We start from the raw sequence: 13,031 nt of genomic DNA, 5'->3' as shown, positions 1-13,031 counted from the left end.
AGGTCTGCAAACTCAACCTTAACCAAGAACCACGATGGCCTTCCTCTTACGCCTGACGGCGCTTCGGCTAGACCTCAGTTACACCACTTCCCGGGACACGATCCAGCGTCCTGAGGCGGGAGTCGGGAAACGAAAAGCGGCGGCCGATAGGGTCGCCGTTTTTTTCCGGCCCAGAAGGGCGGGATGCCGGGCAACTGTGGGATGGGGTGGGCGGTGTTCCGCAAGGCACGAAATCCGTCGAAGTGGACCACGCCTCACCAGTCCACCATACGGGGCCTGGCTGGACACCGCTGGTGGATGAAAAGAGCGTCATCCACCCTACGCAGGACGGCGTCCTGCCTGGCGAATGAATTCGCCCCTTCAGCTGGAGGTGATCCAGAAGTCACCCCTCTCCACTTCAGGGAGAGGGGCCGGGGGAGAGGGTGGTTGCCGGTCAGCTCGGTGCCGATCCATTTTTGCGAGTAAACATCCACGTTCGTAGAACGTGGACTTTGCTTTTGGCCCCCTATAACGGGGCGAATCCTCCCCCGTGCACAAGGCCGCCCCCTTTCGCCTGGTCTGGACCGTAGGGTGCGCTGCGCGCACCGATTCCGGGATCGGCTTCGGCACCACGTCAAACCGCCGGTGCGCACGGCGCACCCTACCGGATCGGCTTCGTTCAAATGAATTCGCTCCTACAGGGGCAGGACTGCGTCCTGCTTGGCGAATGAATTCGCCCCTACAAGGCTCGGTGCAGGGCGGGGCGCCGAAGCACCGCTTCCGGTGCCGATGAACGCCTGAGCGCGAAGCGATCGGGCCGGGGGTGAGGGTGGCCGCCGGCCGGCTCGGTGCCAGGCCATTTCGCGAATGAATTCGCTCCTACAAGGGCGGCCCTGTGGCCCGCCCAGCGATTGAAATCGCCCCCACAAAAAAGCGCCCTGATGTCTCCCCGCATCGAAACATGCGGGGGGACATGCAGGGCGCCAACAGAGGAACCTTCAGTTCCCGGAGCGGAACTCAGGACACGCGGCGGCCGCTGTCCTTCCAGTACTTCTCGCGCACCTGGCGGCGCAGGACCTTGCCCACCACGCTGACGGGCAGTGCGTCGACGAAGAGGATCGACTTGGGCGCCTTGAAGCGACCCAGGCGGCCCTTGACGTGTTCGATCAACGCCTCGACGGAGACACTCTCGCCGGCCTTGAGCACCACCTCGGCATGCACGGCCTCGCCCCATTCCTCATGGGGGATGCCGACCACGGCCGAGTTGGAGACCGCCGGATGGGCGTTCAGCGCCGCTTCCACTTCGACGGCATACACGTTGAAGCCACCGGTGATGATCATGTCTTTCTTGCGATCCACCAGGTACAGGAAGCCGTTCTCGTCGATGTAGCCCAGGTCGCCGGACTTCCAGTAGCCGTTCTCGAACTCCGCCGCCGTGCCTTCGGGGTTGTTGAAGTAGCCGGAAATGGTGCCGCGGGAGCGGACCCAGAGCTCGCCGGTGGTCCCCAGCGGAACTTCCTTGCCGTTGTCGTCGACGATGAGAATCTCGGCGCCGACGGCGATCCGCCCCGCCGAAGACAGTTGCTTCTCATTGGGGGTCAGATGGTCGGCCTTGCCCAGTATGGCGACGGCGTGGAGGCTTTCGGTGGCGCCGTAGATCTGCATGAAGATATTGCCGAAGCGCTCCTGGGCATGACGCAGCTTGGCCGGGCTCATGGGCGCCGCGCCGTAGGCCAGGGTCTGCAGCGACGACAGGTCGTAGTCCCGCGCCTCGGGCATCTCCAGCAGGCGATAGACCATGGTGGGCACGAGCAGGGTCATGGTGACCTTCTCGGCTTCGATGTTGCGGCACAGCTGCGCCAGGTCCGGGATGTTCTGGGTCAGGGTGCAGCCGCCCCGGAAGAGGGTCGGCAGCAGGCCCAGGCCGGAGCCGTGGCTGATGGGCGCCATGTGCAGGAAGCGGGTGTCCGCCTGGTAGGGCTGCTCGGCCTCCAGGTACATGGAGTCACGCAGCGCCATCCAGTTGTCGATGGTGTAGGCGGCACACTTGCTCCTGCCGGTGGTCCCGCCGGTGAAGCGGTAGACCAGGGCGTCCTTCTCGGTGTTGTGTTCGACGCCGGGATTGTGGTCGGACACGCCCTCCAGCAGGTCCCAGAAATACAGCAGGCCTTCGCGCGGGGCGGCTGGCGGGTCCATGCAGACGACGCTGATGCCCTGCCCATGGAGCAGGTCGAAATAGCGATCGATCAGCGCGTTCTCGATGAACACGACCTTGGGCCGGATGAACTCCACCTGCCAGCAGTGCTCTTCGAAGGAGTCGCGATAGTTGGTGTAGGCGGCCGCCGCTTCGCCCTTGAGCGCCGTCCAGGCGTGGAACAGGGAGATGTTGTCGTTCTCGAGGATGCAGAGATAGATGTCTCCGCGGCGAAGCTCCAGGCGCTCGCGCATCATGTTGACGATGCGGTTGGTCAGCGAATGGAGTTCGCGGAAGTTGTAGCGTCGATTGCGCTCGATATTGACCAGGGCCTCCCGGTCGCCAAAGCGCACGGCGAGGTTGGCTGACGTGTGTGCGAAGTTCATTGTTGTCATGCTTATGCTCCGTCCAGTGGCTCGTGCAGGCCGGTCGCAAGCCTTCGCCGCGTCCAGGGTACGGAGTGGCATCGGCGTGGCCTCTACCAGGCCGGAGCCCGGCTGCGAGTCGACGCAGTCCGGGCCCCGGGCGTGGTGGGCGTGTGGCTGCACGCCCGCTGCGGTGATGATCGCGAGTCTAGCGCGGGCCAGCGCCCGCGAGGCACTCAGGCCTGCTGGCCCTTGATGCCCTTCATGGCCGCTTCGACGAACAGTTGCACCTGCTGGTTGGCGTCATTGCGCGGGCCGGCGCTGCTCCAGTCGGTGATCTGCGCCAGGTGGGCCTCGACGGCCTCCGGCGAGAGCTCGGCATCGCCGATGTAGACCGGTGCGGTCTCTTCCATGCGCACGGCGGAGAACACGCCGGCGCCGGCGCCGAGGATCAGCTTGGTCGGCGCGTTCTCGCTGACCAGGAACAGCGCGCCCGGGGTGACCTGCTCGGGGCGGCTGGCTTTCAGCAGCTCTTCGGGCATCACGTCCTCGGTCATGCGGGTGGCGGCCATGGGCGCCAGGGTGTTGACCAGGATGTTGTTCTTGCGGCCCTCGATGGCCAGCATGTTCATCAGGCCCACCACGGCCATCTTGGCGGCGCCGTAGTTGGCCTGGCCGAAGTTGCCGAACAGGCCGGCGGCGGAGGTGGTCATCAGGATGCGGCCGTAGTTCTGCTCGCGCATCAGGTCCCAGACGGCCTTGGTGCAGTTCACCGAACCCATCAGGTGGACGTTGACCACGGCGTTGAAGTCGGCCATTTCCATCTTGGCAAAGGACTTGTCGCGCAGGATGCCGGCATTGTTGATCAGGATGTCGACCCGGCCGAAGGCTTCGACTGTCTGCTTGACCATGGCCTGGACCTGCTCGTAGTCGGCCACGTTGGCGCCGTTGGCGATGGCGGTGCCGCCGGCCTGGCGGATTTCCTCGACCACGGCCAGGGCGGCGTCGGAGGAGCTGCCGGAGCCATCGCGGCTGCCGCCGAAGTCGTTGATCACCACCTTGGCGCCACGGGCGGCGAGGTTCAGGGCGTGGACGCGGCCCAGGCCGTTGCCGGCGCCGGTGACGATGGCGACGCGGTCATCGAAACGAATGGTCATGGTGTTTTTCCTCTGTTGAAAGCGTAGTAGGGGGAGAACGGCGGGGAAACTGCGTGGATTCCCCGTATCGCCGTTCTCCGTAAAGGGTCAGGCGCGGCCGAAGATGCCGACGTGCTCGGTGGACTCCTCGACGCGCCAGAGGCCGCCGCCGTTGCCCTGCAGGGCAATGCGCGCGCCTTCGACCTGGCGCTTCCCGCAGTTGCCGCGCAGCTGTTCCACCAGTTCGAAGATCTGGCCGATGCCGGTGGCGCCGATGGGATGGCCCTTGGACTCCAGGCCGCCCGACGGGTTGACCGGCAGCTTGCCGCCCAGGCTGAAGTCGCCGCGCTCGGCCATCACGCCGCTCTGGCCCGGCTCGCAGAGGCCCAGGGCCTCGATGGCCAGCAGCTCGCCGATGGCGGTGGCGTCATGCACCTCGGCCACGTCGATGTCCTGCGGGGAAATCCCGGCCTGTTCGAAGGCGGCCTTGCCGGCCAGGTGGGTGCAACCCTTGTCGAAGTCCTCGGCGGCGCGGGCCGAAGCCGAGCGCACCACGCTGGCCAGCACCTTGATCGCGCGGCTCTTGTCGAAGCCGTACTTCTTCAGCGCCGACTCGGTGCAGAGGATGGCGGCGGCCGCGCCATCGGAGATGGGCGAGCACATCGGCAGGGTGATGGGGTAGGTGATCGGCGGCGCGGCGAGGATTTCCTCGATGCTCATGGCATTGCGGTACTGGGAGCGCTCGTTGTGCACCGAGTGGCCGTGGTTCTTCGAGGACACGGCGGCCAGCTGGCGCTGGGTGATGCCGTAGCGCTCCATCAGGCCGCCACGGCCGAGGGCGGCGTAGACGTCCATGAAGGGGCTGTAGGGCTTCTCCGACTGGGAACCGGGCGGCGGCACAATGCCCTTGCCCATGGCGGCCAGGTAGTTCTTGTTCTCCTCGAAGGTCTCGATGTCCCAGGCGGACTCGAAGGCGGAGAACATTTTCATCTTGTCGCTGTAGAACATCTTCTCCGCGCCCACGGCGATGGCCACGTCGGCGGCGTCGGCGCGCAGCTGGGTGACCGCCAGGTTGAAGGCATGGCTGGAGGAGGCGCAGGCGCCCTCGATGTTGAAGATCGGGATGCCGTCCAGGCCCAGCGGCAGCAGCGCCACCTGGCCACGGATCATGTGCTGGCCGTCGAAGTGGCCCTGGGTGCAGTTGCCGAAGAAGCCGACCTGGACCCACTTGCGGTCGCAACCGGCGTCCTTCAGGGCATCTTCCACCGCCCAGGCGGTGAGCTGCTTGATGGTCTTGTCGGTATGGCGGCCGAAGGCGGTCATGCCGACGCCGACTATGTATACGTTTTCCATCTTCACTCCTTCATGATCTGCTGCGCGTCGGCATAACTACGTCGAGAACGGGCTCGCCTTGTTCTGCTCCAGCTCGCGAGATCATGGCTATTTGGTCATGGGGGCGGGATCAGTAGCCCTTGAACTCCGGCTTGCGCTTCTCGGCGAAGGCCCGCACGCCTTCGGCGATGTCGTAGGAACGCTGGTGGTCGCGCAGCTCCAGCAGTTCATGGCGCAGGGCATCGGCACGGGACTTGTCGCCTGCCTCGTCGGCCACCTTCTTCATCTTGCGCAGCACCAGCGGGCTCTTGCCGGCCAGCTTGTCGCCAATGGCCTGGACGCGGTCGACCAGTTCGGCGTCGGCCACCACTTCGCTGACCAGGCCGTAGGTCTTCATGTCCTGGGCCGGCAGGGAATCGCCGGTGAACAGCAGGTACTTGGCGATGTTCTCCGGGATCTTGCGTGGCAGCACGGCCGCGCCGCCACCGCCGGGGAACACGCCGAAGTTGGAGTGGGCATCGCCGAAGCGGGCGCTCTGGGCGGCGATGACGAAGTCGCAGCAGAGCACGGTTTCCAGGCCACCGGCCAGGGCCAGGCCGTTGACGGCGGCGATCACCGGCTTCGGATAGGCGCGCAGGGCGTTGAAGAAGATAACGATGTTGTCCAGCAGGTCCTTCTCGCCGGGCTGCGGGGTGCCGCCGGCTTTCAGGTCGGCGCCGGCGCAGAAGGCCGGGCCGGTGCCGGTCACGGCGATCACGCGCACACCGCTGTCGGTCTCCCAGGCGTGCAGGCGGGCGGTCATGGCCTGCAGCATCTCCTGGTTCAGCGCGTTCATGGCCTTCGGGCGCGTCAGGGTGATCCAGCCCACCTGACCTTTCACTTCAAACGAAACGGACTCGCTCATCTCAGCTCCTCGATCGCAATCCAATTGGCATAACTGCCTGGATTCGAACTTACGCGAGGCCGTCCGAGCGGCTCCCCCCCCGTTGCGGACGGGGCCGACTTCCAGAGGGTTGTAGCAGGATGCGGGCGACGTCCGGGCAATGCCGACGCCGGGTGAAGCCCACACCCGGTCCCTGGCGAAGCCGGGCCGGACCGCAACGAACAAGTACCAGGGCGGAGAAAACGAGCATGCATACATCAGTCATCAATGCCGACGACCTGCTGGTCGCGACCAAGTTCTCGCCCCCGCGCCTCAACACCCGGCACATCCCCCGTGCGCAACTGCTGGCCCGCCTGCGCGAGGCGCAGCAGTGCAGCGCGACCCTGATCACCGGCGGCGCGGGATTCGGCAAGACCATCCTGCTCGCCCAATGGCGCCTGGAACTGATGAAGGCCGGGCTGGACGTGGCCTGGATTTCCTTCAGCCTCGACGACCGGCAGTTCGCCAGTTTCCTGGCCTACCTGCTGGCGGCCCTGCAGCGCCTGGGCATCCGGATCGAGCAGGAGTGGCTGCACAGCGATGGCGGCGAGCAGTCGACCAATGCGCTGGTCGCCATCGTGACCCGCGCAGCGGAAGGCATCGGCCGGGAACTGCACCTGCTGATGGACGACTTCCACCATGTGGAATCGCCCGCCGCCCACAGGCTGATGCAGAAATTGCTGGATCACTGCCCGGCCAACCTGCATATCACCATCGCTTCGCGAACGACGCCGCCGTTCAGCCTGGGGCGCCTGCGCATGCAGGGACACGTGGCGGAGATCGATTTCGCCGAACTGCCCTTCGGCCTTGAAGAAACCCGGGACTTCTTCCAGCAGAACCTCGGTACCCTGAAACTCAGCGCCGATGAAGAGCACCTGATCCATGACCTGACCAGCGGCTGGCCGGCCAGCCTGCAGCCCGTCGCCACCATGCTGCGGGCGCGCCCGACGAAGCGTGCGCAATTGCGCTCGATCCTCTGGAAGTCCAACGACCTGCAGGCCTACCTGAGCGAAGACGTGGTGGCCTGCCTGCCGCCCGAGCTGATCGGCTTCATGGAGAAGGTCTCGATCTTCCGGCGCTTCAATGCCGACCTTGCCGAATTCGTCACGGCAAGCCCGCGCGCACCGGAACTGATGAAGCGGGCCGAAGACGAGAACCTGCTGATCTATCGCATCGAATCCGAGGACAGTACGCCCTGGTACCGCTTCCACCCGCTGTTCGGCGAGTTCCTCGCGCAGCGCCTGGCGGCACGCGGGCAGGGCGAGGTGGAGACGCTGCACCGGCGTGGCAGCCAGTGGTTCGCCGAGCATGACTACCTGGTGGAAGCGGTGCGTCACGCCAACCTGGGCGGTGACCTGGACTATGCGGTCGAGGCCATGGAGGAGGCTGCCTCGACCACCTGGAGCATGGCCTACGTCAGCCCGATGCTGCATCTGCTGGAGCGTTTGCCGCAGGACGTCCTGTTCGCCCATCCCCGGCTGTTCATCATGGGCTGCCTGACCTACGCCTTCACCGCGCGGCCGGACAAGGCGCAGCGCTGGCTGGAGCAGATACGCCGCACCGAGGCGGCACGCAACCCGGCGATATCCTCGAAGTTCGCCCTGGCGGACGCGGCGATCGCCCTGCAACTGGACCAGCCCCGGCGGGTCATCGGCCTGCTGGAGCCGGCGCACCAGGTGCCCCTGGACAACAGTTCGCTGCGCTACATCAGCCTCTCGGCGCTGGCCACCGCCTATCTCGCGGTGGGTCGCCTCGCTGACGCGCGCACGTTGCACGAACAGCAACCGATCCAGATCGGGGACCGTGACAACGACATGGCCATGGTCTTCGAGAGCACGCGTGCGCTGGTCAGCCTGATGGCCGGCGATGCCCTGGAGGCTGAGCGCCTGGGCTCGAGCATCCTCGCCCGGGCGGAGGAGGCGTACGGTCGTGGTTCGGTATCCGCCAACCTGTGCGCCGCCACGCTCTGCGATGCCTATTACGAGCTCGATCGCCTCGACGACGCCCTGCGGGTCCTGGCCAATCGCAACGGCATCCTGCGTTCGTCCATGCCGGATGTGATGGCCCGCGCCTCGATCTGCCGCGCCCGGATCAGCATGCGGCGTGAGTCGCCCCAGGCTGCGCTGGATTTCCTCGAGACCCAGGCCGCCCATTTCCATGTGCTCGGCCTTGACCGCCTGCTGGCGCTGATGCTGGTCGAACAGGTCAGGCTGCTCCTGGAACAGGGCGAGTTGCGTCGTGCCACGGGTTTGGTATCGCGATTGGCCGACCTCGAAACGGCCCAGCGGACGACCGCCGAAGCGCGCAACGAGATCGCGTTCATCGCGGCCTTCGCCCGGGCACGGCTGGCGTTGGCCGGGCGCGATCCGGCCTGGGCGCTCGAGGGGCTCGCGACGGTCCGGGCGAAGGCCGAGAAGGCGGGGCGCGCGCGTACCCTGGTCAAGGTCCGGCTGCTCGCCGCGTTGGCCCACGACGAACTTGGCCAGCGGCAGGAAGCCGATGAAAGCCTTCAGGCAGCCATGGAGGTCGCTGCGAGGCGCGGGTTGATCCGCACTGTCCTGGACGAAGGCCCGGCGGTGGTTGCACGGCTGCTTCAATGGCGCGACGAGGCCCGGCTGGACGCGCCGATGGCCGACTACCTGGAGCGCCTGCTTGCGTGCCAGGAGCCGGACGAGGAGGTGCTGCCGACCATCTCGCAGGCGCGAGGGCCGGTGGATGCGCCGCGCGCCAGCCTGACCCCCCGCGAGCTGGAAATCCTCGGCCTGGTGGCCCAGGCGATGTCGAACAAGCGCATCGCCCTGACCCTCAATATCACCTTCGGCACGGTGAAGTGGAACGTGAAGAACATCCTCGCCAAGTTGGGCGTATCGAGCCGCTATGCGGCGATTTCCCTGGCGCGCCAGCAGGGGCTGCTGAAGTAGCTGGACGTCCTCCCGACCGGGTTTCCCCTACCGAGAGGGGAGGCGCGGACGCAGGTCCGCCGCCTCCATGCTGCGGATATTGCGCTGTGTGCCATGACTGCCTCGCGACGCCTGCCCACCGGCTCCATCCGGGCGGCGTCCAGAGGGCCGGCAATCGCGTCGACGGCGGTCGCACCGCAATGCATCGGAACTTCGACCCGGTTAAAGAGGAAGAATATGAGCGATACATCTGCAGCATTCCTGAGCGAACAGGAAATCATGATCCGCGACGCCGCCCGCAAGGTGGCCCAGGAAGTGGTGGCCGCCACGGCCGCCGAGCGCGACCGCACCGGCGCCTGGCCCCACGCGGAGTTGAAGGCGGTGGCCGAACTCGGCTTCCTCGGCATGCATATCCCCGAAGAGGCCGGCGGCTCGGGCATGTCCTTCCCCGAATACTGCCTGGCCATCGAGGAGTTCGCCGCGGCCGACGCCGGCTTCGCCACCATCCTCCATGTCCACAATGGCATGGCCGACATGCTGTACCGCTTCGGCACCGAGGCGCAGAAGCAGCAGTACCTGGCCGGCATGATCTCCGGCGAGCTGATCGCCGCCGGCCTGCTGACCGAGCCCCAGGCGGGCTCGGATACCGCCGCCTTCCGCACCACCGCGCGCCGCGACGGTGACCACTATGTGCTCAACGGCAGCAAGCAGTTCATTTCCAACGGCAACGAGGCCGGTATCGCCTTCGCCATCGCGGCGGTCACCGAGACCCCGGAAGGCCGCAAGGGCCCGAGCATGTTCATCGTCGATCCGCGCCAGCCCGGCTACACCGTGACCCGTGTGGAGAGCAAGATGGGCCAGCGCTCGGCCCATGTGGCGGCGATCCAGCTGGACAACTGCCGGGTGGCGGCGGAAAACCTGCTGGCCGAAGAGGGCACCGCCTACAAGCGCCTGATGGCCACCCTGTCCGAGGGCCGTATCGGCATCGCCGCAGTGGCTGTCGGCGCCGCCCGCGCCGCCCTGGAGGCTGCGGTGAAATACGCCAACGAGCGCGAAGCCTATGGCGCGCCGATCATCAACCTGCAGGGCGTGGCCTTCGACCTGGCCGACATGGCCACCCAGTTCGAGGTCGCCCAGCATTTCATGCTGCATGCGGCCCGCTTGCACTACGCCGGCGTGCCCTGCGCCAAGGAAGCTTCCATCGCCAAGCTGTTCGCCAGCGAGATGGCGGAGAAGGTCTGCTCCGATGCGCTGCAGATCCACGGCGGCTACGGCTACCTCAGCGACTTCCCGGTGGAGCGCTATTGCCGCGATGTCCGCGTGACCAAGATCTACGAGGGCACCAGCCATATCCAGAAGGTCATCATCGCCCGCAACCTGTGAGGCGAATCCGGGTGTGTCGAGGATCAAGTACGCCGCCAGCGGGCCGGGCTCCCGGGCCCGCTGCCGTACCAGGAGGATTGGATGTGACTGACGAATCGGTGCTGTACGAGAAGGTCGGCAAGACAGCGGTAATCACCCTGAACCGGCCGCAAAAGCGCAACGCCCTGGATGCCGCCATCGCCCAGGCGATGCCGCGCGCCATCGAGGCGGCGCGGGATGACCGGTCGGTGCGTACTGTGGTGCTAACCGGTGCGGGGGGTGCGTTCTGTTCCGGAGCCGACCTGGCGGAAGGGGGCGAGCATGAGGACAAGGCCTTCTTCGGTCGTGACCTGGTATTGCGCCACCAGCGCTGGTTCTCCCTGCTGGCGGAACTGGAGAAGCCTGTCATCGCGGCGGTGGATGGCCCTGCGGTGGGTGCCGGCTTTTCGCTGGCCCTGGCGGCGGACTTCATCTTCGTGACGCCGCGCACGAAGCTCATGGCCTCCTTCCTGAGCGTCGGCCTGGTGCCCGACCTGTCGATGTTCCATGCGCTGCCGCGGCTGGTGGGGCTGGCGCGAGCCAAGGAGATCGTCTTCTGCGCCCGGACCATTGGCGCAGAAGAGGCGATTTCCCTGGGGCTGGCCCAGGCCCTGGTCCCCGCCGAGGAACTGCTGGAGAGGGCGTTGGCCTACGCCAGGCAGTTCGACGAGGCACCACCACGCGCACTGGCCCTGGCCAAGACCCTGCTGAACCGGTCGTTCGAGACCGATCGCCCGGCCATGACCCAGCTGGAAGCGGCGGCGCAGTCGCTGTGCGGTGCCAGCCAATACCACGCCGAGGCGGTGCGGCGCTTCCTGGCCAAGGAAGGACTGGCCTACCCCGGTGCCAAAGTACCGGCAGGCTGAAGAATCCTTTCCGCTCCCGCAATCGGTGCGCATGGCGCACCGGTAAGTCGGTAGCCCGGATGAAATCCGGGGGAAAGTCCAACCACGGCCCCCGGATTGGGCTACGGCCTGTAGGGGCGAATTCATTCGCCAAGCATGACGCAGTCCTGCCCCTGGAAGTCCGAGTGGGGCACGGCATCCCTCACCCCCGGCCCCCGCCCTGCGCCCCGGCCCGATCGCTTCGCGCTCAGGCGTTCATCGGCACCGGAAGCGGTGCTGCCGAAAACGTGCCTCTTCGCCCCGGAGGGAGAGGGGAGCAGATCGGCGCCCCGCCCAGCACCGAGCCCTGTAGGGGCGAATTCATTCGCGAAATGGCCTGGCAGCCGTAGAGGGGTGACACTCGGTTGACCTCCGGCCCGGTCAGTGGTCCGTCTGTTCTCGGCCCACGCATGGCTTTCCCCCGAGTCCCACTCCGGCATACCCGGTTCCGCTGGCCGGGACCGCGCCCGTGTTCCAGTTCGTCGCGCGCTGTACCATCAGGTTGGCGGGGTGCCAGACTTGGTAGCGAACTTCCGCACATTTGCCGTGGCCTGCGCTGAAATGGCGGAAGCAGGGGCAGGGGAGGGACGTCCGCTTCCCTCCCCTAATGGAGAGGGGCGCTCCCAGGGAGGGCCTGCCTACTCTTGAGGCTCAAGAACCCGTCGTCCGGCGCATCCGCTGGAATCGAGCCGACAGGCCGGCGGGATACCCAAAGCTGAGGAGAAAGACATGAGGCAGAAAGTCGTCGTCGCTGGCGTGGGCATGATTCCCTTCGTCAAGCCGGGCCAGAGCGAAACCTACGTGGCCATGGGCGAGCAGGCGGTACGCCTGGCCCTGGCCGATGCCGGCGTGGGCTACGAGTCGATCCAGCAGGCTTATGCCAGTTACATCTACGGCGATTCCACCTGCGGTCAGCGCGTGCTCTACAACGTGGGCATGACCGGTATCCCGGTGATCAACGTCAATAACAACTGCGCCAGTGGCTCCACTGCGCTGTACCTGGCCAACCAGGCCATCGCCAGCGGCATGGTGGATATCGTCCTCGCCGCCGGCTTCGAGCAGATGATCCCTGGCGCCCTGGGCAACACCTTCAATGATCGTCCGGCGCCGCTGGACCTGTTCCTGCAGCAGTGCGACAGCGCCCTGCCCAATGCCGCGCAGATCCCGTCCGCCCTGCGCCTGTTCGGCAGTGCCGGCGTGGAGCACATGAAGCGCTTCGGCACGCCGCTGGAAACCTTCGCCAAGATCCGCGCCAAGGCCAGCCGCCATGCGGCGAACAACCCCAAGGCCGTGTTCCGCAAGGTGGTGACCACCGAGGAAGTGCTGGCCGACCAGGTGATGTGGCCGGAAGTGATGACCCGCCTGATGGCCTGCCCGCCCACCTGCGGCGCCGCCGCCGTGGTGCTGTGCAGCGAGGCCTACGCGAAGAAGCATGGCCTGGATTCCAGCGTGTGGATCGCCGGCCAGGCGCTGACCACCGATGGCGAGGAGACCTTCAAGTCCGGCGACATGCGCGACCTGGCCGGTTTCTCCATGTCTCGCGCGGCCGCGCGGCAAGTCTACGAGATGGCCGGCATCGGCGCGGATGAGGTGGACGTGGTCGAGTTGCACGACTGCTTCGCCCAGAACGAGCTGCTCACCTACGAATCCCTGGGCCTGTGCCCGGAAGGCGGCGCGCAGAAGTTCGTCGACGACGGCGACAACACCTACGGCGGCCGCTACGTGGTCAATCCGTCCGGCGGCCTGCTGTCCAAGGGGCACCCCATCGGCGCCACCGGTCTTGCCCAGTGCACCGAGCTGGTCCAGCAACTGCGCGGCCAGGCCGAGCAGCGCCAGGTGGAAGGCGCCCGGGTCGCCCTGCAGCACAACGTCGGCATCGGTGGCGCCTGCGTGGTGACCATGTACCGCAACGACTGAC

8 protein-coding genes are annotated in these 13,031 nt (G+C 66.5%); 4 read left to right on the top strand and 4 right to left on the bottom strand.

Annotation, left to right across the window (positions count from 1 at the left end):
• Window positions 1-996: 996 nt before the first annotated feature.
• The 4 genes from ACFPU0_RS04080 to ACFPU0_RS04065 all read right to left on the bottom strand — a co-directional run bounded on the left by ACFPU0_RS04080 (window position 997) and on the right by ACFPU0_RS04065 (window position 5,910).
• Entirely contained in the window at window positions 997-2,568 is a 1,572-nt protein-coding gene (locus ACFPU0_RS04080) for an AMP-binding protein (protein ID WP_377691511.1), read from the bottom strand.
• Window positions 2,569-2,774: 206 nt separating this feature from the next.
• Window positions 2,775-3,695 carry an SDR family NAD(P)-dependent oxidoreductase gene (locus tag ACFPU0_RS04075; RefSeq protein ID WP_377691510.1) on the bottom strand — a complete coding sequence of 307 codons (921 nt, stop codon included), beginning with the start codon at window positions 3,693-3,695 and terminating at the stop codon, window positions 2,775-2,777.
• Window positions 3,696-3,782: 87 nt separating this feature from the next.
• Window positions 3,783-5,027 carry a thiolase family protein gene (locus tag ACFPU0_RS04070; protein WP_377691509.1) on the bottom strand — a complete coding sequence of 415 codons (1,245 nt, stop codon included), beginning with the start codon at window positions 5,025-5,027 and terminating at the stop codon, window positions 3,783-3,785.
• Between the two features lie 109 nt (window positions 5,028-5,136).
• Complete coding sequence (locus ACFPU0_RS04065; protein ID WP_377691508.1) at window positions 5,137-5,910, bottom strand: enoyl-CoA hydratase/isomerase family protein; 774 nt, start codon at window positions 5,908-5,910, stop codon at window positions 5,137-5,139.
• A gap of 227 nt (window positions 5,911-6,137) precedes the next feature.
• Between ACFPU0_RS04065 and ACFPU0_RS04060 the strand changes: the two genes are divergently transcribed.
• The 4 genes from ACFPU0_RS04060 (at window position 6,138) to ACFPU0_RS04045 (ending at window position 13,030) form a co-directional block, all read left to right on the top strand.
• Window positions 6,138-8,849: a LuxR C-terminal-related transcriptional regulator gene (locus ACFPU0_RS04060; protein ID WP_377691507.1), complete on the top strand. Its 2,712-nt coding sequence runs from the start codon at window positions 6,138-6,140 to the stop codon at window positions 8,847-8,849.
• A 216-nt stretch (window positions 8,850-9,065) separates the two neighbouring features.
• Window positions 9,066-10,211, top strand: a complete 1,146-nt coding sequence (locus ACFPU0_RS04055) for an acyl-CoA dehydrogenase family protein (RefSeq protein WP_377691506.1) — start codon at window positions 9,066-9,068, stop codon at window positions 10,209-10,211.
• Window positions 10,212-10,294: 83 nt separating this feature from the next.
• On the top strand, window positions 10,295-11,095 hold the full coding sequence (locus tag ACFPU0_RS04050; protein ID WP_377691505.1) for an enoyl-CoA hydratase/isomerase family protein: 801 nt from the start codon (window positions 10,295-10,297) through the stop codon (window positions 11,093-11,095).
• A gap of 747 nt (window positions 11,096-11,842) precedes the next feature.
• Window positions 11,843-13,030: a lipid-transfer protein gene (locus tag ACFPU0_RS04045; protein ID WP_377691504.1), complete on the top strand. Its 1,188-nt coding sequence runs from the start codon at window positions 11,843-11,845 to the stop codon at window positions 13,028-13,030.
• The last annotated feature ends 1 nt before the right edge of the window (window position 13,031 follow it).

It is taken from the genome of Pseudomonas sp. GCM10022186, from assembly GCF_042656385.1.
GTDB lineage: Bacteria > Pseudomonadota > Gammaproteobacteria > Pseudomonadales > Pseudomonadaceae > Metapseudomonas.
This window is presented reverse-complemented; position numbering and strand designations above follow the sequence as displayed.